Source organism: Ruegeria sp. YTSA108, from assembly GCF_059610185.1.
In genome coordinates this window covers 184,084-205,860 of sequence record NZ_JBXWND010000002.1, presented here as the reverse complement: position 1 = coordinate 205,860, position 21,777 = coordinate 184,084, and the positions used below count along the sequence as shown (strand labels likewise).

Annotated in this window: 23 protein-coding genes; 12 read left to right on the top strand and 11 right to left on the bottom strand. The window is 55.8% G+C overall.

Annotated features, from left to right (window positions below):
• Positions 1-22: 22 nt before the first annotated feature.
• Positions 23-880 carry an acyl-homoserine-lactone synthase gene (locus AC2FHW_RS04050; RefSeq protein ID WP_142633135.1) on the top strand — a complete coding sequence of 286 codons (858 nt, stop codon included), beginning with the start codon at positions 23-25 and terminating at the stop codon, positions 878-880.
• 97 nt (positions 881-977) lie between these two features.
• Here AC2FHW_RS04050 and tig read toward each other — a convergent pair whose 3' ends face one another.
• From tig to AC2FHW_RS04035, 3 genes are all read right to left on the bottom strand, one after another.
• Complete coding sequence (gene tig, locus AC2FHW_RS04045) at positions 978-2,309, bottom strand: trigger factor (protein WP_271948081.1); 1,332 nt, start codon at positions 2,307-2,309, stop codon at positions 978-980.
• A 183-nt stretch (positions 2,310-2,492) separates the two neighbouring features.
• Positions 2,493-3,617: a porin gene (locus tag AC2FHW_RS04040; RefSeq protein ID WP_496676156.1), complete on the bottom strand. Its 1,125-nt coding sequence runs from the start codon at positions 3,615-3,617 to the stop codon at positions 2,493-2,495.
• Between the two features lie 271 nt (positions 3,618-3,888).
• Entirely contained in the window at positions 3,889-5,595 is a 1,707-nt protein-coding gene (locus AC2FHW_RS04035; protein WP_496821463.1) for an NAD(P)H-hydrate dehydratase, read from the bottom strand.
• 169 nt (positions 5,596-5,764) lie between these two features.
• On the opposite strand from AC2FHW_RS04035, the gene AC2FHW_RS04030 reads away from it, so the two are divergent.
• The 5 genes from AC2FHW_RS04030 to AC2FHW_RS04010 all read left to right on the top strand — a co-directional run bounded on the left by AC2FHW_RS04030 (position 5,765) and on the right by AC2FHW_RS04010 (position 10,261).
• A complete protein-coding gene (locus tag AC2FHW_RS04030) occupies positions 5,765-6,103 on the top strand; it encodes a P-II family nitrogen regulator (RefSeq protein ID WP_142633129.1) in 339 nt (112 codons plus the stop codon).
• Positions 6,104-6,138: 35 nt separating this feature from the next.
• On the top strand, positions 6,139-7,545 hold the full coding sequence (glnA, locus tag AC2FHW_RS04025; RefSeq protein WP_142633127.1) for a type I glutamate--ammonia ligase: 1,407 nt from the start codon (positions 6,139-6,141) through the stop codon (positions 7,543-7,545).
• 105 nt (positions 7,546-7,650) lie between these two features.
• The gene (locus tag AC2FHW_RS04020) at positions 7,651-8,295 is read left to right on the top strand and encodes an MSMEG_1061 family FMN-dependent PPOX-type flavoprotein (protein WP_496676162.1); all 645 of its coding nucleotides are present in this window, start codon (positions 7,651-7,653) and stop codon (positions 8,293-8,295) included.
• 65 nt (positions 8,296-8,360) lie between these two features.
• Positions 8,361-9,149: a lytic murein transglycosylase gene (locus tag AC2FHW_RS04015; protein WP_271947660.1), complete on the top strand. Its 789-nt coding sequence runs from the start codon at positions 8,361-8,363 to the stop codon at positions 9,147-9,149.
• A 197-nt stretch (positions 9,150-9,346) separates the two neighbouring features.
• On the top strand, positions 9,347-10,261 hold the full coding sequence (locus AC2FHW_RS04010; RefSeq protein ID WP_246097123.1) for a hypothetical protein: 915 nt from the start codon (positions 9,347-9,349) through the stop codon (positions 10,259-10,261).
• Between the two features lie 37 nt (positions 10,262-10,298).
• Here the strand turns inward: AC2FHW_RS04010 and AC2FHW_RS04005 are convergent, their stop codons facing one another.
• The gene (locus tag AC2FHW_RS04005) at positions 10,299-11,042 is read right to left on the bottom strand and encodes a heme-dependent oxidative N-demethylase family protein (protein WP_282021830.1); all 744 of its coding nucleotides are present in this window, start codon (positions 11,040-11,042) and stop codon (positions 10,299-10,301) included.
• Positions 11,043-11,164: 122 nt separating this feature from the next.
• On the opposite strand from AC2FHW_RS04005, the gene dddP reads away from it, so the two are divergent.
• A complete protein-coding gene (dddP, locus tag AC2FHW_RS04000) occupies positions 11,165-12,508 on the top strand; it encodes a dimethylsulfonioproprionate lyase DddP (protein ID WP_496821462.1) in 1,344 nt (447 codons plus the stop codon).
• A 4-nt stretch (positions 12,509-12,512) separates the two neighbouring features.
• On the opposite strand, the gene AC2FHW_RS03995 is transcribed toward dddP, so the two are convergent.
• A complete protein-coding gene (locus tag AC2FHW_RS03995) occupies positions 12,513-12,695 on the bottom strand; it encodes a hypothetical protein (RefSeq protein WP_496688461.1) in 183 nt (60 codons plus the stop codon).
• Between the two features lie 232 nt (positions 12,696-12,927).
• On the opposite strand from AC2FHW_RS03995, the gene AC2FHW_RS03990 reads away from it, so the two are divergent.
• Complete coding sequence (locus AC2FHW_RS03990; protein WP_142633114.1) at positions 12,928-14,142, top strand: bifunctional alpha/beta hydrolase/OsmC family protein; 1,215 nt, start codon at positions 12,928-12,930, stop codon at positions 14,140-14,142.
• Between the two features lie 6 nt (positions 14,143-14,148).
• On the opposite strand, the gene AC2FHW_RS03985 is transcribed toward AC2FHW_RS03990, so the two are convergent.
• From AC2FHW_RS03985 to AC2FHW_RS03965, 5 genes are all read right to left on the bottom strand, one after another.
• Positions 14,149-14,487 carry a hypothetical protein gene (locus tag AC2FHW_RS03985; protein WP_271947672.1) on the bottom strand — a complete coding sequence of 113 codons (339 nt, stop codon included), beginning with the start codon at positions 14,485-14,487 and terminating at the stop codon, positions 14,149-14,151.
• A 10-nt stretch (positions 14,488-14,497) separates the two neighbouring features.
• Positions 14,498-15,055, bottom strand: a complete 558-nt coding sequence (locus AC2FHW_RS03980; protein ID WP_271947673.1) for a hypothetical protein — start codon at positions 15,053-15,055, stop codon at positions 14,498-14,500.
• A gap of 136 nt (positions 15,056-15,191) precedes the next feature.
• The gene (locus AC2FHW_RS03975) at positions 15,192-15,779 is read right to left on the bottom strand and encodes a biotin transporter BioY (RefSeq protein WP_496821459.1); all 588 of its coding nucleotides are present in this window, start codon (positions 15,777-15,779) and stop codon (positions 15,192-15,194) included.
• 75 nt (positions 15,780-15,854) lie between these two features.
• On the bottom strand, positions 15,855-16,277 hold the full coding sequence (locus AC2FHW_RS03970; RefSeq protein ID WP_271947675.1) for a DUF6314 family protein: 423 nt from the start codon (positions 16,275-16,277) through the stop codon (positions 15,855-15,857).
• The gene (locus AC2FHW_RS03965) at positions 16,274-16,705 is read right to left on the bottom strand and encodes a hypothetical protein (protein ID WP_496707911.1); all 432 of its coding nucleotides are present in this window, start codon (positions 16,703-16,705) and stop codon (positions 16,274-16,276) included. Before AC2FHW_RS03965 ends, AC2FHW_RS03970 begins: the two co-directional genes overlap by 4 nt.
• On the opposite strand from AC2FHW_RS03965, the gene purB reads away from it, so the two are divergent.
• The 4 genes from purB to AC2FHW_RS03945 all read left to right on the top strand — a co-directional run bounded on the left by purB (position 16,696) and on the right by AC2FHW_RS03945 (position 20,919).
• A complete protein-coding gene (purB, locus tag AC2FHW_RS03960; RefSeq protein WP_271947679.1) occupies positions 16,696-18,000 on the top strand; it encodes an adenylosuccinate lyase in 1,305 nt (434 codons plus the stop codon). The two genes, AC2FHW_RS03965 and purB, sit on opposite strands and share 10 nt — an antisense overlap.
• A 182-nt stretch (positions 18,001-18,182) precedes the next feature.
• The gene (locus AC2FHW_RS03955) at positions 18,183-18,728 is read left to right on the top strand and encodes a tetratricopeptide repeat protein (RefSeq protein ID WP_142633104.1); all 546 of its coding nucleotides are present in this window, start codon (positions 18,183-18,185) and stop codon (positions 18,726-18,728) included.
• A 69-nt stretch (positions 18,729-18,797) separates the two neighbouring features.
• Positions 18,798-19,889: a flagellar motor switch protein FliG gene (locus AC2FHW_RS03950; RefSeq protein ID WP_271947681.1), complete on the top strand. Its 1,092-nt coding sequence runs from the start codon at positions 18,798-18,800 to the stop codon at positions 19,887-19,889.
• A 106-nt stretch (positions 19,890-19,995) separates the two neighbouring features.
• Positions 19,996-20,919 carry a lysophospholipid acyltransferase family protein gene (locus AC2FHW_RS03945; RefSeq protein WP_271947683.1) on the top strand — a complete coding sequence of 308 codons (924 nt, stop codon included), beginning with the start codon at positions 19,996-19,998 and terminating at the stop codon, positions 20,917-20,919.
• On the opposite strand, the gene AC2FHW_RS03940 is transcribed toward AC2FHW_RS03945, so the two are convergent.
• Positions 20,920-21,621, bottom strand: a complete 702-nt coding sequence (locus AC2FHW_RS03940) for a DUF1223 domain-containing protein (RefSeq protein ID WP_281971901.1) — start codon at positions 21,619-21,621, stop codon at positions 20,920-20,922.
• Positions 21,622-21,777: the final 156 nt, after the last annotated feature.

The following is a 21,777-nucleotide window of genomic DNA, read 5'->3' as shown; positions in this document are numbered from 1 at the left end:
ACCAGACTGTAGGGGGATGGAAATGATCATCGTTATTGATGGTATTAATCAACATAAGTTCAAAGATGTCTTGGATGACATGTTCAAACTGCGCGCTCGTGTTTTCGGCGATCGCCTTGGTTGGGAGGTCAATATTGAGGATGGGCGCGAGCGCGACCACTTCGATGATCTGCATCCAGCACATGTAGTCAGCATCGACGACGAGGGGGACGTTGTCGGGTGCATGAGACTACTGCAAACCAAAGGACCGCATATGCTGTCCGATGTTTTCCATTCGATCCTGGATGGAGAACCTCCAATTCGGAGCGCGCAAGTCTGGGAAGCCACCCGGTTCTGTGTCGATACTAAAAAACTGGGCCGAGGGCGCGGTGAAAATTCTGTATCCTATGTGACCAGCGAAGTTATGATTGGCTCTTTCGAATATGCCAAAGCGGCTGGCGTTCTTGACTCGATCGCGGTGATTGATCCAGTTATGAACCGCGTTCTGCAAAGGTCCGGTAACGCGCCTTATGACTACCTCGGCAGTGCTAAGCCCATGGGTAAAGTCGTAGCCATGGCCGCTTTGATGGACTGCTCAGATGAGAGAATTTCCGGAATTCGGGAATATGCGAACATCGCTCACGATGTATTCCTGACGGACGAGCAGGCAATAGATCTGTATGCCAGAAACAAAACACCGGCAGATACAGGTGTGGCGAATTACGACCACCAACCACTAAGCCAGATGGAAAAATACTTTGTCGAACAGATGAATTCGGCAACCACAAAAGCCGAAGCCGAAGCTGTATTGAACCTGATCGAAGCAGTTTCGGATCGGTTCACCCCAGAGCAGAAAACTGCTCTACTAAGGACCCCCCGTGCTTTTGCTCATGAGGCCTGACCCCCTCACCTCATAGCATAAAGCCACCCACACGGAGCCGTCTTTTTCAGACGGCTCCGTTTTTTGTGCCCATAAGAATTCTATGGGCAGAAGAGGATTACTCCTCTTCCAATGCCTCTACGGCTTTCTGCAGGTCGTCTTTGCTGACTTCTTTATCCGCAACCTGGGCCAGCTCGACGATATAGTCGATGACTTTGTCTTCGAAGATCGGCGCGCGCAGTTGCTGCTGCATCTGAGCGTTCTGCTGCACGAACTCAAAGAACTGGCGTTCCTGACCAGGGTATTGGCGCGCTTGGTTCATGATCGCTTGGGTCATCTCGGCATCGGTGACTTCAACTTCTGCCTTCTGGCCCAGCTCGGCCAGCAACAGGCCAAGACGCACGCGGCGTTCGGCCAGCTTGTTGTGCTCGTCGGTCGGCTCGATCTCATCGTGGTCGTGGCCTTCCACTTCCGGGTTTTCTTCGTGCCACAGCTGGTGTGCGATCTGCTTGGCCTCGGCATCTACCAGCGACGGTGGCAGATCAAACGAAACCTTCACGTCCAATGCGTCCAACAGAGCACGCTTCATCACCGCCCGCGAAGCACCGCTATATTCCGCTTCCAGACGTTCTGAAATCTGGCCTTTCAGCGCTTCCAAGTCTTCTGCACCAAATTTGGTGGCCAGCTCGTCGTTGATCTCGGCGGCGACGGGTTCTTTCACATCCTTGACGGTGCAGGTAAACACAGCGTCTTTGCCGGCCAGATGCTCGGCACCGTACTCTTCGGGGAAGGTGACGTTTACGTCTTTTTCTTCCTCGGCCTTTACGCCAACCAGCTGCTCTTCAAAACCGGGGATGAAGCTGTTGGAACCCAGAACCAGCGGATAGTCTTCAGCGGATCCGCCCTCGAACTCTTCGCCATCAACCTTGCCGACAAAATCGAACACAATCTGGTCGCCGTCCTTGGCTTTCGAGCCTTTGCGGCGGGATTTGAAATCCTGCGCAGTTTCGGCCAGGTTGCCCAGCGCTTCTTCAACGGCCGCGTCATCGGCTTTGACAACCAGCTTTTCCAATTCAACCGATTTCAGGTCGACCTCAGGGATGGCAGGCAGGGCCTCATAAGACATCTCGACATGTACGTCGTCGCCTTCTTTCCAATCCTCATTGGTCATCTTCACCTGAGGCTGAAGTGCCGGACGCTCACCGCTGTCTTCGAAATGCTGGTTCATTGCACCGTCGATGCTTTCTTGCATCGCCTCGCCAAGCAGACGCTGACCGAACTGCTTTTTCAACAGTGCCATCGGTACCTTGCCTTTGCGGAAGCCCTTCATCTCGACTTCAGGCTGTGCTTCGACCAGTTTCTCGTTAACTTTGTCGTCCAGCTCAGCTGCGGATACGACAATGTTATAGCCGCGTTTCAGACCTTCGTTCAGCGTCTCGGTAACCTGCATTATGGTAGTCCCCATAGGATTCGGGGCGCGCAAAACGGCGCGCCGGGCAAATTTGAGGCCTTCTATTTGCCCAGCCGCCCGCGTGCAAGGGGCAAAGCCCGGATCAGCCTTGTTTTGCCGCCGATTTGACCAAAAAAACGCCCCGGACCTGACCGGAGCGTTCTTGAGGAATTGTTCGCGGGATCAGAACTTCCAGCGCGCACCCAGCACCCAAGCCTCGTTGTCATCGAAACTCGTGGTGTCATCGAAATCATGGTTACGGTATTTCAAATAGGCATCGGTATTGATACTGTCGATGCGCTGTACGACAGCAATACCCCAGGCCTTCGTACTTGAGCCGTCGATCGAGAAATCAGATCCGTCGAAATAGTCGATGCCGATACCAGTCTTACCCCATGACACCCAATCGTCTTCATACGCAAGCTTCGCATACCAATAATTCGGGTCACTGGCACCGCTGGAAGTGTCATCTCTTGTACCCAAAGCTGCGGTTACGCTGAAACCACTGGGCAGCAGAACCGAGGCGGACCCGATTGTGTCTTTTCTCTCCCCGGATCCGCTATCGTAATCGCGCACGGCGTAGGCGAGGGATGCAGCAATCTCCACCCCGTTGGATAAGGTATTTCCATAGGACACCGACACATCGTAGTAATCATCGTCATCGCTGCTGGACAGGATGTTTTGACCATAGGCTATGGCTGCTGAAAACCCATTGAAATCCGGCGTGTCATAGCGAATGCGCCCGCGCCTTGAACCATCGAAGTTATCAGATGTGTCACCAACGGTAATGCCGCTTAGCATTCCATCAGACTCACGATAAAAGAAGGCGCCATTCTCATCATTGGTGAACGAATAGAGCGCCGTGCCAACATAGGATAGATCGGATTCGGCCGCTCCATCCGAGGCCATGCTGCCCTGCCCGGCAGAAAACTTACCATAGCCGCCCTTCAACGCAAAATCGACGTGCCGAATATCTTCACGGTTCCAACCATCGGCATTTGTCCCATCCTGGTTGGCGCTCCCCGTGCTCGGCAGGCCCAGACCGGATTCGAAACGGAAGGTAAACTCATTGCTACCGTAGGGTTGCATCAAAAACAGCCCTACACGGCTGTTGGACAGATCATTGTCCAGCAAACGGGTTTCCGTTTCATCGCCGTCGTCAACCGAGACAATGACGGGGTTAAACTGGCCATATAGCTCAACATAACCGCCGCTGTTATTGTTATATCTAAGCTCTGCCGCTGCTGGGATGGCCGATGCAGCGGTCAGGCAGGTCGCAATCGTGCTTATTGATACTTTCTGGGTCATAGTCATTCACCATAATGGATCCATTTACGGGCACTGCTCGCTTGTGCGCGATTTCTCTATGATCCCCTGTCTCGGGCCCATTCAGCTCGCGCATCTTGTGCGAATATAACCGCAGCTGAAGGGTGTTAATTTGATCTACTTCAAAACGATAGAATATATGTCATCCAAGTCACCCAGACCGCTTGCCGCAATACTGACGCCTGACCTGAATTTCATCATACGCTCATTTTGGGACATCGAATACTGCAGCGGCGGATTTTCGCCGAGGCGATTAAGAACCCACTTCCCGCAAAACCCGTGGCAACTGTTCGGGCAAATCTTCAGCGATCAACCCCGGCCCGAAAGATCGCGCACATTCCACATGCAGCCATGCCGCAGTTTCCGCGGCCTGCAAAGGCGAGAACCGCCGCGCCAGCAACCCGGTGATAAACCCCGCCAACACGTCCCCGGCCCCGGCTGTCGCCAACCAGGGCGCCGCACGTTCATAAACGGCCGAATTCACTGAGCATTGCCCGTTCGGATCCGCAATCACGGTATCGGGTCCCTTGAACAAAACCACGCACCCTGCCCGCCCGGCAGCCTCTCGGGTGGCGTCCACTTTGGAATAGGCCGGACCCTTGATGGGAACCGCCTTCAGTTTTTCCGCAATGTCCGGGAACAACAGCGCAAACTCGCCGCCATGCGGGGTGAGAACACAGTTTTCATGCAGCATCCCAAACAGGGCTGCAGGATCATCCGCGAAAGCCGTCAGTGCGTCAGCATCCAGAACCGTTGCGCGCTCCGCAGCCAACGCAACCGGCACCAGATCGCGCGCACGGTCCAGCCCTAGACCGGGGCCGAGACACAGAGCATTCAGCCGCTCATCCTCTAGGATTTTCGACAGACCATCCGCGCTCTCGACCCGCTGCAACATGACCGCCGTCACTTGCACCGAAACCTCCATCTGAGCCGCAGGAGGCACGCCCAGAGTCACCAGCCCCACCCCAGTCCGCAGCGCCCCCCGTGCTGCTAGCCGCGCAGCACCGGTTTTGCCGGGGCCTCCGGTCATGATCAGGGCGTGGCCGTGCGAGTATTTGTGCTCAAACGAAGCCTTGCTGAGATTCTGTGGCAATCCACTTTCATCTACCAATCGAGACAGCACTCTCCTCAAACGTTGCTCGCTATGCAGATCAGCCAAAGACTTGCGCGAGATCGAACCGAGATCGCTTGGTGAAGACAGCCCAATGTCAACTATGACTGTCTTTCCACAGAACTGGGCCCCTACGTCCAGAAGATGTCCACGCTTTTTGCTATGAAACGTCACTGTTAGGTGGGCGCCAACAATTACACCTTCGTCCCCCAGAATCCTACCGCTATCAGCGCAAAGACCAGACGGAATGTCGACCGAAACGACGCGCGGCCACCACGGATCGGCATCCGCCTCTGAACCTATCTGAAGCTTGGCAAGAGCAGGTTTCAATCCACCAATCGGACGTATTAGCCCTGTTCCAAACAAAGCATCCAATATCAAATCAGGGCCTTGCGAACTTGACGGTCGGGCTGCGTGTTTCTCCAACTTGGAAACTTCACGTTTGGTCGGTGTCGGCAGGGTAAGCTTAGAAACTTCACCCAGCTCCAGCCACCGCTCATAATTCACCCGCGCATCCGGCGGCAGCTTCTCTAGGTCGCCATACAGAAACACCGCGACTTCCCACCCTTGCTCCCGCAAAAGCCTGGCCACGACGAACCCGTCCCCACCGTTGTTTCCTGGCCCACACAAGACAACTGCCCGCAACGGATCCTCTTCATCTGGCCGCGGATACGTCAGGGAACGCGAGGGGCTGGCCCCTCGCTTGTCCAACTCTGGCCACTCCTCGAAAATCGCCTCGACAACACCCCGCCCAGCCCGTTCCATCAGCTCAAGACCGGTCACCTCACCGGACTCAATGGCCGCTTGTTCGATCGCCCGCATCTGTGCTGCAGTCAGTAAGTCTGTCATGCTGAACCCTCGTGCGATTCAATTTTGACTATTTTTTGTGCAATCTGTTCAAAATTTCACCGGCCATCCAATTTCCATGCAACCCGGCATCGCCATTTTCTCATTCACATTGCCGCCCGATCTTAGACGTGGTCAGTGCCATCCTGACAAGAGTTAAAGGGAGCCCGGTATGAAGAAGATCGAAGCGATCATCAAGCCGTTCAAACTGGACGAAGTGAAAGAGGCGCTGCAGGACGTCGGAGTCCAGGGCCTCAGCGTGATCGAGGTCAAGGGGTTTGGCCGTCAGAAAGGTCACACTGAACTTTACCGCGGCGCGGAATATGTGGTCGACTTTCTGCCCAAGGTGAAGGTCGAGGTTGTGCTGGACGACGATCTGGTCGATGCCGCCATCGAAGCCATCGTTTCCGCCGCCAAAACCGACAAGATCGGCGACGGCAAGATCTTTGTCTCACCCGTCGAACAAGCAATTCGCATCCGTACCGGCGAAACCGGTTCGGACGCACTGTAACAAGACCAAATCTTCAATTCAGAGGAATCAAGAGAATGAGCAAGGACGCAGTTCTTCAGCTAATCAAGGACGAAGGCGCCGAGTATGTCGACGTCCGCTTCACTGACCCGCGCGGCAAACTGCAGCACGTCACCCTGGTGGCCGATCAGGTAGATGAAGACTTCCTTGAAGAAGGCTTCATGTTCGATGGCTCTTCCATCGCTGGCTGGAAGTCCATCGAAGCCTCGGACATGAAACTGATGGTCGATACCAACAGCGCCTATGTCGATCCGTTCTACGCAGAGAAAACCATCTGCGTGCATTGCTCAGTTGTTGAGCCCGACACCGGCGAAGCTTATGAGCGTGACCCGCGCGGCACCGCCCAGAAAGCCGAAGCCTACTTGAAGGCAACCGGTATCGGCGACGTGGCCTATATGGGCCCAGAGGCAGAATTCTTCCTGTTCGACGATGTGCGTTTTTCCAACAGCATCAACAAAGTATCCTACGAAGTTGATGCAACTGATGCATCCTGGAACACCGACACCGAATACGAGATGGGCAACATGGGCCACCGCCCGGGGGTTAAGGGCGGTTACTTCCCGGTCAACCCGATCGACGAAGCCCAGGATCTGCGTTCGGAAATGCTGTCGACCATGAAGCGTCTGGGCATGAAGGTCGACAAGCATCACCACGAGGTTGCGTCGTGCCAGCACGAGCTTGGCCTGATCTTTGACAGCCTGACCAAACAGGCAGATGAGCTGCAGAAGTTCAAATACATCATCCACAACGTGGCGCATGCATACGGCAAATCGGCGACCTTCATGCCGAAGCCAATCGCAGGCGACAACGGTACCGGCATGCATGTGAACATGTCGATCTGGAAGGACGGCAAGCCTCTGTTTGCTGGCGACAAGTATGCTGATCTGTCGGACGAGGCACTGTTCTTCATCGGTGGTATCCTGAAGCACGCCAAGACATTGAATGCCTTCACCAACCCGGCGACCAACAGCTACAAGCGACTGATCCCCGGATTTGAAGCCCCCGTCCTGCGTGCTTACTCGGCTCGTAACCGTTCGGGTTGTGTCCGTATTCCGTGGACTGAAAGCCCGAAAGCCAAGCGCGTCGAGGCCCGCTTCCCCGATCCGGCAGCGAACCCCTATCTGGCGTTTGCCGCTCTGCTGATGGCCGGTCTGGACGGCATCAAGAACAAGATCGATCCGGGCGAAGCCATGGACAAGAACCTCTACGATCTGCCTGCCGAAGAACTGGCCGACATCCCGACCGTTTGCGGCTCGCTGCGTGAGGCTCTGGAAGCTCTGGCATCGGATCACGACTTCCTGCTGCAGGGCGACGTGTTCACCAAAGACCAGATCGACGGCTACATCGCGCTGAAGATGGACGAAGTCGAAACCTACGAACACACGCCGCACCCGGTTGAGTACGGCATGTATTACAGCTGCTGATCCAGAATTTTCGTCGAAAATTCTAAAGGGGCGTCCACCGGGCGCCCCTTGTTTCGTTTGGCACGATCTTTCACAGTTGCCGTTACCCCGGTTAGGAGAGATCGCATGTCAGCCGAAACCGCATTCGCCCCATTTTCGGATTTCATCACGTCGACAGAGGAGCTGGAACGCATCACTGGCGCGCCCCTTCCCCAGATCATCGCCAAGGAACAGACCGCGCTGGACGGCATATGCCGTGACTTTATCGCCAAGTCGACCTTCTGCTTGATCGCCTCTGCCAACCCCGGCGGCTATCTGGATATCTCTCCTCGGGGGGATCCCGAAGGGTTTGTCCGGGTGGTCTCGGATAATCTGATCGCCATTCCCGACCGACCCGGAAACAAGCGGACCGATACGTTTCACAATATTCTCCTGGACCCGCGCGTCAGCGTGATCTTCTTTGTGCCCGGCAAGATGGAGACTTTGCGCATCCGGGGAACCGCACGCATATGTACTGACCCCGATCTGCTGAACAGTCTGGCGGTGAAGGATCACGCCCCTAAGCTGGCCCTTCTGATTCATGTCGAGACCGCTTTCGCACATTGCCCCAAATGCGTCATACGCTCGGATCTGTGGAACCCTGAAAACTGGCCGGATTCGTCTGATCTCCCCAATATGAATGCTATGATGGTCAAGCATGCTAAAATCGACAAAACGCCGGATGAGTGGTTCGAAAGCTTGAAGGGCACCGGGGAACTCGACTTGTATTAACCCCTTTTCGGGCGCGGCTTACCTGCCTAGGCTGCTTATGTCATTTCATTGGATCGGATTACACGATGTTTCGGTTTGCTCTTATTCTGGCATTTTCTCTCCCGGGTTTTGCGGCGGCGGCCCCCTGCGGCAACACCGGGAACGGATTTGAGGCTTGGAAACAGGATTTCGCCAAACAGGCCCGGCGCGCTGGTGTGAAAAAGAAAGGTCTGCAAGCGCTGAGCCAAAGCCAATACGCCACCAGAACCATTGCCGCGGACCGAAACCAAAAGAGCTTTAGGTATTCGCTGGATAAATTCATGCAGATCCGCGGCGCGGATACCATCGTTGCACAAGGCCGCAAACGCAAAGCCAGAAACCCCCAGTTCTATGCGACGCTTGAGCGTCAGTATGGGGTACCAGCAGGCATCCTGATCGCTATCCACGGAATGGAAACAGGATTTGGGAATTTCATGGGCGACAGTCAGGTTGTGTCAGCAATAACTACTTTGGCTTACGATTGTCGCCGATCCGAGTTCTTTGTCCCTCACGCCATTGGAGCACTGAAACTGGTTGATCAAGGCAGCATTACGACCAACACCGTTGGTGCCAAACACGGTGAACTGGGACATACACAGTTTCTGCCAGGCAATGCCTTGGAATACGGTGTTGATGCCACTGGTGACGGTCAGGTCGATTTCTACAACATGACCGATGCGCTGGCCTCGACCGCTAATTTCCTGCGTAAAAAGGGCTGGAAGCCCGGACGCGGATATCAACCGGGCCAACCGAATTTTGCGGTCATTCAACAGTGGAATGCCGCGACGGTGTACCAAGAATCCATCGCAATCATGGCTGCTCGAATCGACGGATGATTGTGTCGGTCTGTCATGTAGGGCGACCGCAATTCAGACACATTGTCGCCACAGACGCTAAATAGCCCTTAAAATGCCTAGGTTTCCAATGCGTAATCAATCTTGCCGATTTCTCATTTTTTTCCATTTCCGCCCAATTCTTTCCCTTATCTGTTGATAATTTGAGTCATCTGACGGAATGCACAAAGGAATGCGCAGTGACTCCGAAGCACAGCTATCACGGCGGCCTGCAGTTCACAGGCAAGACCAATGGCGCGATCGAGCGGTTTGGTGCCATCGTGGCGGCAACCCTGGAAGATTACGGCCATCTTGTTGAGCGCAAAACGATCTTGAACACGACCGAGGCGAGCATCGTCTCAAGTCAGTACCTCGTGCGCCTTACGCTGGATACCCAACTGGCTGAAACAGAAGACCGGTTTGAACGGCGGGACCGTGCGGCCGGTTTGAGAACCGTCTCGAAACCCCGGGTGACCCTGCCCGAAAACCGGTTGACGGTCACAATTACCCCTGTTTCCGCCTTGCTGGACGACAGCGAGATCTCGGAGCTTATGCTTGTTGTGATCCTGTATCGCATGGTTGATATCTGTGCGACTCAGCGCGTGGAATGGCTGTCTCCGAATACAGTCCTGACCATGGAACAATTCATGAGTGCTTTTGACACTCTGGCGCCCGTTAAACAGCGGGACAGAAAACAAATTTTCGAATCCGTTTCCGGGCCGTTTGCAGGTCTTGAATTAACGGAGACAGAAGATCTGGATGAGCCAAGAAACAAAACGCAGACCTCACATGCGCGGCCAATCCAGCTGTCAGACGAGCAGTTGCTTAGCATTGCTTTTCGGACAGAACCGATCGAGCAGAAACCGGATGATCGGACCGACACTCCCCCCCTCGACCACGAGAAACCCAATGATATCCTGCGACTTACCAGTTGGGGACTTACGGGTGCCGTGGCCAGCGTGTCGGTCCCGATCGCGGCCTCGATGGCTGCCGTCAACCTGATCCGAGGTGAAGATTTCCGCCTGAATACTCAGGTACTTGCCTATTCGGTTGCAATATCAGCGCTCAGCACCAGCGGTGCCTTTGCGGGTGTGGCTACTGCTTTAGGCATGTAGACCAATTCCAATAAGACCCTCCTAGGAAGCCCCGCCGTCAGGTGGGGTTTTCTTTTTGGCGCAGGCTTCCAGCCTCAAGAACATAGGTGTGGATCGAAAAAACTACAGCCCGCGTTTTCGGCAGCCGCAACAATGTTTGCCTCTCGCTGCGTAAATAGCGTGCGGCTCCGGGTGAACTGACCTGGCGCGGTTCTGTAGCGCTTCGAGGCTGATGCAGATCGGCATCCTCATACCACAGCGCATTAAACCGCCAGAGCGGCTTATCGGGCTGAATCCCATCAAACAACCGCTGGACACGGCGCGCGATGCTTTCGTCGTAGCTGTTGACCGGTACATGGATGTCGATCAGGGGACGCATGAATTTTTCTGACAGTCGCCAACTGGCTGGAAAACACAAAACCGCGCCAGTCAAAACATGTTCGTCCCCTTGCTTTTGCAAGATACAGATATCCTCCTGCACCAGTCTGCAAAGGGTTTCCATTGGGACCTGCCGATCAATCTGGACCTTCTGCCCATCGGCTCTCGTGACGAGGTCTGAGCATCCGGGGTACGCATATTGCAACACCAGGTCCAAGACTTCTTGTGCGGCTGGTTCGGCTTCGGGCGCCAGCGCAAGAACATCGGCGCGACGCTCTTTCAGCAACGCTTCCCGATATTGCATCTGGGCCGCGAATGCTTCGTCCTGATGCAACCAAGTTTCCATACTGGCGGGCTGAACACCCGGCAGCGGGCGGGGTTTCAAAGGATCATAGGGTGTAGAGGTCTGCAAAATGGTCGCCATGAGCCCGACCTAACATCGGCACTTCGACTTGTCGGTCAAAAAGCGACGGATGGCGGTCGCAAATTATCAAGACGCTGAAAGAATGCTTCTTCACGCTCGATAAACAGGCAGGGAGGGCTACTATGAACCGTCACCATAGAGATATCCGCAAGATCGACCCCACCAAAGGCACAGCGCTTGGGGACGGCACGCCCAATGATTTGGACCGGATCGAGATCGGCCCCACACAGCTGGCCTTCGCCGAATGGGAAGCCGCCGGGCTGTCCTTGCCGAACCTTGAGAGGATGCGTGAGTTTAGGTGGAAACGTCTGACCAAGGCCATCGTAGATCGTGGCTATGGTGGCTTGTTGATGTTTGATCCTCTGAACATTCGATACGCCACAGACAGCACCAACATGCAGCTCTGGAACACGCATAACCCCTTCCGCGCGGTGCTGTTATGTGCCGACGGGTATATGGTGATCTGGGATTATAAAAACTCACCTTTTCTAAGCAAATTCAACCCGTTAGTTAAGGAACAACGTTCGGGCGCCGACCTGTTCTATTTCGATCGCGGCGACAAGGTCGATGTTGCGGCGGATGTGCTCTCGAACGAAGTGCGGGCGCTGATTGATGCGCATGGCGGCGGCAACAAGCGGCTGGCCGTGGACAAGATCATGCTGCACGGTTTGCGCGCCCTTGAGGCCCAGGGGTTCGAGATCATGGAAGGCGAGGAAGTCACTGAAAAGTCCCGCGCCGTGAAAGGCCCGGACGAAATTCTGGCGATGCGTTGTGCCAATCACGCCTGCGAGACCGCGGTGGCCGAGATGGAGGCATTTGCCCGCGCCAATGTCGGAGACGGAAGAACCTCGGAAGACGACATTTGGGCCATTCTGCATGCCGAAAACATCCGGCGAGGGGGTGAGTGGATCGAAACCCGCCTGCTGGCGTCAGGCCCGCGCACCAACCCTTGGTTTCAGGAATGTGGTCCCCGGATCACGCAAAAGAATGAAATCATCGCCTTCGATACCGATTTGATCGGGTCTTACGGCATCTGCATCGATATCTCGCGCACTTGGTGGATCGGGGACGAGAAACCCCGCCCGGATATGGTCTATGCCATGCAGCACGCGCATGAGCATATCATGACAAATATGGAGATGCTGAAACCCGGCGTTATGATCCCTGAACTGACCGCCAACAGCCATAGGTTGGATAGCAAGTTTCAGGACCAGAAATACGGCTGCCTGATGCACGGCGTTGGCCTGTGTGACGAGTGGCCTCTGGTCGCCTATCCGGACAAGGCCGTCGCCGGCGCTTATGATTATCCGCTGGAACCGGGCATGGTTCTATGCGTCGAAGCTGCGGTTGGCGAGGTAGGTGGAGATTTCTCAATCAAACTCGAAGATCAGGTTCTGATCACTGAGGATGGGTATGAAAACCTGTCCACCTATCCCTTTGACCCACAGCTTATGGGGCTGGCCTGACCCCTCAGTTCGGCCAGTTTGACCGTTTGACGTTCCCATGCCAGTCCTCGATTTCGGTGCTGGCAAAAGATGTCGGCTGTGTCCAGTTCTGACCCGCGGCAAAACTGATGACCGCAGTTACGGCGATAACGATCAGTAAATCTACGCGAAGATTTGTGCCATGTGGCTGAGAAGTGAGATGTACCATTGTTGCCTCCGTGGCTGATTGTGTTCGACAGGCTCAAGATGAGGGTGGCGTTCGCTTTATTAAAGTGAATGTTTGACTGGTAATGCATCACAAAAGTTGATGAAATCTATCGCACCAGAACTCCGCCGGCCCCTGACCCAGTCTCACCTTCCCGTGACGCTTCTTACATAGGGGTTGAGACCCCTCGCTGGCGGCCACAATATTGAGGCACCTCATGACGTAAGGAACTGCCATGCCCACCGAACGCATCACCTTTGCCGGTCACGACGGCCACCAACTGGCTGCGCGCCTCGACCTGCCAGACGGGCCTGTCCTTGCTACGGCATTGTTTGCCCATTGCTTTACCTGTTCAAAAGATATCCCGGCCGCGCGCAGGATCGCAGCCCGTCTGGCAGCGATGGGTATCGCGGTGTTACGGTTTGATTTCACAGGCTTGGGTCATTCAGACGGCGAATTTGCAAACACCACCTTCACCTCGAATGTTGAGGATCTGATCGCCGCCTCACGGTATCTGGCTGGACGGAACATGTCCCCGTCTCTGCTGATCGGGCATTCTCTCGGAGGGGCAGCGGTTCTGCGCGCCCGAGCTGGTATTTCGAGTGTTAAGGCCGTTGTGACGCTGGGCGCGCCTGCCGATCCAGGGCATGTCTCGCACCATTTCGACGCCGCACTGTCGGAAATCCAACAAGAGGGATCGGCCGAGGTCACTTTGGGTGGTCGCCCGTTCCGTATTGGCAAAGCGTTCGTCGAAGATATCGCCCAATCCGCGCTAACCCCTGCGATTGCGGATCTGAAGGCCGCGCTGCTGATACTTCATGCGCCACGCGACGAAACGGTTAGTATTGACAATGCAAGCGCGATCTTTCTGGCAGCCAAACATCCCAAAAGCTTTGTGACGCTGGACGACGCTGATCACCTGATTACACGCGCGGCAGATGCGGAATATGCTGCAGATGTAATAGCGGCTTGGGTTACGCGCTATGTGGTGCTGCGCCCGCCTGCCCCACCACCGGGTGCGCCCGAAGGCGTAGTGCGGGTGACAGAGGCCGATCCCAACGGATTCCAGCAAGACATTCAGTCCGGCCCCAAGCATCATGCTGTTGCGGACGAACCGGCCTCATATGGAGGCACCGACCGCGGTATGTCGCCCTATGGCTTTGTGTCATCGGGTCTGGGAGCCTGTACTTCGATGACAATCCGGATGTATGCGCGGCGCAAGGGCTGGCCACTAACAGGCATCACTGTCGATGTTTGCCATAACAAGGTCCACGCACAGGATGCGGGTCTGATCACTGACAACAAGGTCGATCTGTTCCGCCGCAAAATCCGGCTCGAGGGCCCCTTGGATCAGGATCAGCGCGCACGTCTGCTTGAAATCGCCGACAAGTGCCCTGTTCACAGGACACTTGAAGGAACAGCGAAAATCACGACGGAATTGCTGTCCTGATCCGCATCAGCGCCGCCGCGGTGACGGGCGGTGAATAGGCGGCCGGGCAACTGGTGGCCGGGCAACCGGTGGACGTGCGGGGGGCTTGGCGACAGGGGGGCGTGGGCGCGCCGGGGGCTTGGTGACCGGAGGTTTGGGTTTGACCGGAGGCTTACCCTGCGGTGGACGATTTACATCAATGTCCACATCAACGTCGTGATAGTAGTCGTTCCAAAGCATCGAGTCATAGAACGGATCATATCCGTATCCCACACCAACCGTCACGCCGTCGCAGGCAGACAAGGTGATACTGGTCAAACCGAATACCAGCGCGGCGATCGACCGTTTCATCAGCTTTCGAGTCATCCAAACCTCCTCACTGAAGCGACCGGAATGACGCGAATACGGCATTCAGGTCGTCCACATAGCCAGGATCGGCGCCGTCTCTTAATACGGCCACTGCGACAGCCACGCGATCACGCGGCAAGTCAATCACTGTGGCCGTAAAATTTATCCCCCGCCGATCACGGGTGCCGGTACCGCGGATAACCCGCGCTGGCAGACCTCCGATCTGGGTTGCGACTGTTTCCGAAACGATCGGATCTTTGACTAGAAACTTGTCGATATCCTGAAGGTATCGCAGGCCACCGTCGATGGATGACACACCAGATGGCGAGACAAATCCAATCCATACGTTGTCATCCGTTACCGGTTTGATCCCCATGACTCGGGCAACCGCGCGGGGATCGTTCAGCTCGGTGTCATCGACCTCACGCGGGCCGCCAGTACGAACCGACCAAAAATCTGGTACCGCAAAGCTGAACAAGGCGCGCCCTTCATCAGTATAGGTGATCGGTGTTTCGGCTTTTGCACTCCCTGCCCCGGCGCAAACAACCGCGCAGGAAAGGGTTACAGCCCTCAATAGATTAGGCATATCTGAATAACCTGTTGTTTCTATTGCTACAGCTTGAACTGTGTCGACCGGTTTTGTCCAGCCTCTTGTTGGCGCAACAAAAAACCGCGCCGGGATCGCTCCGGGCGCGGTTCATGTCAACCAGGTTGACTGTGGTTTAGGTGCGGGCGTCGCCCACCAGCTTCCACAGGCCGGGGATCAGCAGCGCGGCCAGCGCGAGCTTGATCGCATCACCCACCAGGAATGGTGTCAGGCCCCATGCCAGGATCGGCTGGTCCCAGCCATAGAGCTGGCCCAGCCACAGCAGGCCGGGGACATAGATCAGAACGTTGGCCAGTACCAGCGCCAGCGCCATTTTCACGACCGAACGGTCCCAGCCGCGCGCGGCCAGCGTACCCAGCATCAGGGTTGCCAGCACATATCCGGCTAGGTAGCCGCCTGTGCCACCCATCATGTAAGTAAGGCCGAATTTTTCAGCCGAAGAGCCCGCGAATACGTCAAAGCCCAGCGCGCCGATCAGCAGATAGCCCATCATGGTTACCAGACCCAGCCGTGCGCCATAGGCGGTGCCGATGGTCAGAACCGCAAATGTACCCATGGTGATTGGAACTGGCCACATCGGCACTTTAATCTTGGCGGCGACTGCCAAGGCAACGATGCCCAAAGCAACCAAAACCACCTGTTTGACGCGCAGCGCCGTCCCTTCACGTGGGCCAAATGCATTGGCCAATACGTTCGCATTCATGTTGTTTCTCCCTAAACGGACCGAGATTCTGCAACAGGAATGCCCTGTCAGCGCCGCATCTGCAAGATGATTACGCTACCGCAGCATGTATTCCGTATTCATTTCGTATGATTTCCGGGGGCCGGACACGGTCCAACGGACCCTCCAGCAGGGCCAGCCCGAGAAATCATAGACTGCGTCATAGCTGTCCGGCGGGCAATTATGGTGATCCGCAGCCTGCGCCTGGCCCAGCTTGAGAGCGTGGAAATAACGCCCGTCATCAAAATGCACCGCAACGCTTTCGCCCTTGTCGTGCCACAGGTATCGGCGCGTTCCCATCATCTCGGGCTGGCCCGGAATGCGCAGAGTTACCGTCTCGTCATAGATCAGACCGTCTTTGGACCTGGTGAATCGCGCAGAGCCATCGGCCAAAACCACCTGCCCGGCCCACGCATCCCGAATGGTGCGTGACAGGCTCCAGTCCCCTTCGAAGTCGGTCAGTTCGTTTGGAAAGGTCATTCGGGATAATACCCGTCTGTGATCTCGCCTGCGTCGTCAATAAATCGAATGATGACACCGCTTTGCAGAACATCATAACACGCCCAGATACCCGAAGGCGGCCAAACCGAGCAATACTGATCGCCCTGCACGGCCCACTTTCCGGTGCTGGGACGACCCGAAAAATAATGGGTCACCCCGCTTTGGTCGAATGTTTGCCAGATGCCGTCGCCATAAGTTAGTTTTTTGCCCGACAAGGCTTCGGCAATTTCATCACCCGTCAGCGGGCAGAACTCTGTCGCTGCCGCAACACCAGGCCAAAGGGACAAAATCAGGGCAAACCGTCTCATCACCGCACTCGCGCCTTGTTCCGTAGGGCGGCTGGGTTTAAACCGCGCCGCAACGACCTCTGCCAAATCATAAAAAGGTGCCGCTGCCAATGATTCCACGTTATTCCCGCCCCGACATGGTCGCCATCTGGTCGCCCGAGACGAAGTTCCGCATCTGGTACGAGATCGAGGCCCATGCCTGTGACGCCATGGCCGATCTGGGCGTGATCCCGCGTGAAAACGCCGAGGCCGTGTGGAAGGCCAAGAATGTGGAATTCGATGTGGCCCGCATTGATGAGATTGAGGCCGTCACCAAACACGATGTCATCGCTTTTCTGACCCACTTGGCCGAGCATGTCGGAAGTGATGAGGCGCGTTTCGTGCATCAGGGCATGACCAGCTCGGACGTGCTGGATACCTGTTTCAACGTTCAACTGACCCGCGCTGCCGACATCCTGATCGCCGACCTCGAAAGTTTGCTGGCCGCTCTGAAACGCCGCGCGATCGAACATAAGGACACTGTCCGCATCGGCCGCAGCCACGGCATCCACGCCGAGCCCACCACAATGGGCCTGACATTCGCGCGCTTCTATGCCGAGATGGATCGCAACCTGTCCCGCATGCGCGACGCACGGGCCGAGATTGCAACAGGTGCGATCAGCGGCGCGGTCGGCACCTTTGCCAATATCGACCCTCAGGTCGAAGAGCATGTCTGCGACAAGCTGGGACTGGTGCCCGAACCGATCAGCACGCAGGTCATCCCCCGCGACCGCCATGCCGCGTTCTTTGCCACGTTGGGCGTGATCGCCAGCAGCATCGAAAACGTTGCCATTGAAATTCGTCACATGCAGCGGACCGAGGTTCTTGAGGGGGCCGAGTTCTTCTCGATGGGGCAGAAAGGGTCTTCGGCGATGCCGCACAAGAAGAACCCTGTACTAACCGAGAACCTGACCGGGCTGGCGCGCATGGTGCGCGCGGCGGTGATCCCGGCGATGGAGAATGTGGCGCTCTGGCACGAACGCGACATCTCACACTCCTCGGTGGAACGCATGATTGGGCCGGACGCCACGATCACACTGGATTTTGCTCTGGCTCGACTGACGGGCGTGATCGACAAAATGCTGATCTTCCCCGAGAACATGATGGAGAACATGAACAAGTTCCCCGGTCTAGTGATGAGCCAGCGGGTTCTGCTGGCGCTGACGCAGGCAGGGGTCAGCCGTGAAGAGGCTTATGCCATGGTTCAACGCAACGCGTTGAAGGTCTGGGAACACCGCACAGACTTCAAAGAAGAACTTCTGGCGGATACTGACGTGACCGCCGCGTTGAGCAAGGAGGAGATCGAAGAGAAATTCGACCTCGGCTATCACACCAAACATGTCGATACGATCTTTGCCCGGGTGTTTGGCGAGTAAAATTTCGTAAAGACTCTGCAATACTGACCCGCTCAAAATCTTTGTGCGGGTTTTTCTTTGCTTGATCACGGCAGGATCATTCCCGCTTTCTAACTTGTGAATAAATTCGCGCGATCAGTTGTTAGCTTTTGTATAGAACGCGCTATGCTTATTCTGAGCAGCCCTACGAACGGAGACCAATTATGCGCCTCATCCTAGCTTCGGTTATTGCAATTCAGGCCCTTACATTTGCCCCCATGGTTCATGCCGCAGGTGGCGGCGGGGGATCGACGCCGCCAAAAACAACAAACACCACCAAGAAATGTCTGTTCGGACGGGTCTATGATGAGGCCGCGGGCAAATGCGTAAAGCCCAGCAACACCAATTTCACTCAGGATCAACTGTACCACGCCGTGCGTGAACTGGCCTATGACGGGCAGTTCAAAAACGCCCAAGGCGTGCTGCGCGTGATGGACCAGAATGACGATCGCGTCATGACCTATTGGGGCTTTACCTATCGGAAGATGGGCAAGCTGGAACTGGCGAACCTGTTCTATGAAGGTGCAATTAACGCAAATCCCGACAATATTCTGGCACGTTCCTATATGGCGCAAGGCTTTGTCGCCGAGGGCAAAACTGATCTGGCGATTGCGCAGTGGCGTGAAATCAAAGCACGTGGCGGCGAAGGAACCTGGGCAGAAGTTTCCCTGCGCGAGGCGATCCGCACCGGACTGACCTACAACTACTAAACTTCAGCTTTTCTTTACCCGACTCTCTGTAATCTGCCTGTGGAACAGGAACTTTGGCACCGCAGGCAGATGCAGAACACAAATACATTGGTACAGGTGGCCCCGGGGGCTTCTGCCCAGCTGGCCAAAGAAAACGATGACGACCTTCGCTTGGTGGCCCGCAGCCTCAGCAGCCGACAAAAGGCGGCGGTGGTTGTGCGTCTCTTGCTGAATGATGGGGCGGACATTCCGCTGGAAGAGCTCCCCGACGATTTACAGGAAAAGCTAACCCACCAACTGGGCAAAATGGGCCTTGTCGACCGGGTTACCTTGGACGCAGTTGCCGGTGAATTTGCAGATGCGCTGGACAGTGTTGGCCTGTCCTTTCCACATGGTCTGGCGGGCGCTTTGGATGTGGTGAACGGCAAAATCGCCCCGGCCACTGCGGCGCGTTTGCGTAAAGTGGCCGGCATACGCCAGATCGGCGATCCTTGGCAGCGATTGCGAGAGATCCCTACAGAAGATCTGGCCGAAATGGCGCAGGCCGAAAGCACCGAGATTGCGGCCGTGATGCTATCGAAACTTGAAACCGCCAAAGCTGCGCAACTGCTAGGGCACCTTCCCGGCCCAGTTGCTCGGCGTATTACCTATGCGGTTTCGAAAACTGCAAATGTCAGCCCAGAGTCCGTCGAGCGGATCGGGTGGTCGCTGGCGGCTCAGATGGATCAGCGCCCGGCCACAGCGTTTGCCGACGGACCGGGTGCCCGCGTTGGCGCGATACTGAATCAGTCCGCTGCTTCGACCCGGGACGGCCTGCTGAGTGCATTAGAAGAAGAGGACGCCGATTTTGCCACCATAGTTCGCCAATCCATTTTCACCTTCGCCCATATCCCGTCCCGCATTCTGCCCCGTGATGTACCGGCCATTCTACGCGGTGTGGAACAACCCGTCCTGGTTACAGCGCTCGCCGGTGCAGAAACGGAAGGAGACAGGGCATCGGTTGACTACCTGTTGTCCAACATGTCGTCGCGTATGGCCGAAAACCTGCGCGAAGAAATGGATGAGGTCGGAAAAATCAAACAACCCGCTGCAGAGGAGGCGATGACCCAGATCATTGGCGCCATCCGGACACTTGTCGATGAGGGAACCATCACGCTCCGGGATGATGACGGCGACGAATAAAGAGAGAAAGCGCGCCAAAATTTCTGGCCGAGCAGAAAGCTTGTGGTTACCGCGATCGGCTTGTATGTCTGACCCGGCAATTCACAACAGACGCCGAGACCTTCTGATGCCCGTTGAAAAGTCTGAACTAAACAGGTCCGAGCTTGGCAAATACTATGTATCCGGCATGTTCCTGAAAGGCGTTATCAAAGCGTTACGGTTGCTGCCCTATGAGGCACGCATTGCCACAATGGGCGCCATAGCGAGAAACCTTGCACCGTTGGTCGGGTTCTCGAAAAGAGTACGCAGCAATCTGAAACTCACCTGCCCGGACCTGACTGAATCCGAAGTGAAACGCATCTGCAAGGCCGTTCCTGACAACGCCGGACGCGCGATCATGGAGCACTTCTCGCCCGAGGATTTCACAGAACGCCAACGCTTTGCCAAAGTCACGGGTACGGGCCTTGCTGCCTTTGATTCCGCCTTGGCAGAGGGGCGACCTGTGATGATGATCACTGCGCATTTCGGCCATTACCTGGCCGCGCGTATAGCCCTTCAAGAACGCAGCGGTCAGCCTATTGGCTGCCTCTACCGTCGAATGGCGAACCCCTACTTCAACGACATGTATGTCGATGCGTTCTACAAAACCGGCGCCCCGATGTTCGAACAAGGCCGTCGCGGGATGGTCGAAATGGTGCGGACACTCAAAAAAGGCGGGATCATCGCTATTGTGTCAGACCTGCACGCACATGGCGGGGAAGAGCTGACTTTTTTCGGCAAACCGGCCGTGACGTCGGTTTTGAATGCTGAACTGGCAATGAAATACAAAGCCGTCCTGATTCCGTGCTATGCGGTGCGTCAGCCCAATGGGGTTGATTTCGAAATCATCCTGCACGAACCGGTCCCACATACGGATCCAAAGACGATGACCCAGTTCACCAATGATGACCTCGAGGCGATTGTCCGACAGCATATGGGTCAGTGGTTCTGGATTCATCGTCGCTGGAAAACCTGGAACGGGCTAGGCGTCCAAGCCAAAGACATGCCCTGATCAGCGAACGCGTGCTGCCGCAATAATCGGCCCATGGCCAACCCCTTGCACCAACACAACGGCCGGCAAACCTGACGTCAAAGATACCTTATAGGTCTTAGGCGCTGTCCCGTCCCATTGCCCGGCTACTGTCCAGGCCTCGACCACATTGGCATAATCCAGTTCTTGTCCGGCCAACTCTCCGCGCCGGATCGAAGCATGGCGCATTGGCGTGTATTGCACCACCCGGATGTCATAGACCTGATCCGGTGGCAAACTGATCGAGGAAACGTCGACAGTTACGTTATCTCCTGTACGCGAGGCCGAAACCGACGCCAGCGGAGCGGCCTTGGAATGGTCGCCGATCAGGTAATCCAGCTTTGCCGTATCTGCCCCTACAATATCCTGCTGACCATTAACTACCATCTGAGGCGTATAGATCACCGTACGCCCGGAATTTCCGGCATAGCTGCGCTGACGCTCAGTATGGGTGGGGTCGGCATATTCATCCTCCCATCCGATATAGTCCCAATAATCTACATGCAACGCCAACCCGATGACGTCATCCCGATTGGCCAGATCGTGCATGATCCGGTCAGCCGGGGGGCAGGACGAACATCCCTGCGAGGTGAACAGCTCCACCACTACGGGTCCGCTTTCTGCAATGGCCGAAGTAGCCAGGAACAGGGATGCCAACGCGGTTGCGGTTGCAGATTTGAACATGTTTGCTCTCGGGTTTCATGGGGTGCATTACTGGTTTAGACGGAACGCTGATCAAGCACCAATCAAGGTTTCTTGAGACCGGTGACACAAGGTTTTCGCAAAAATGTGTGCAATGGTATACAAAAATTGCCGCACCCGGTCTGTTGGACCTTGAAC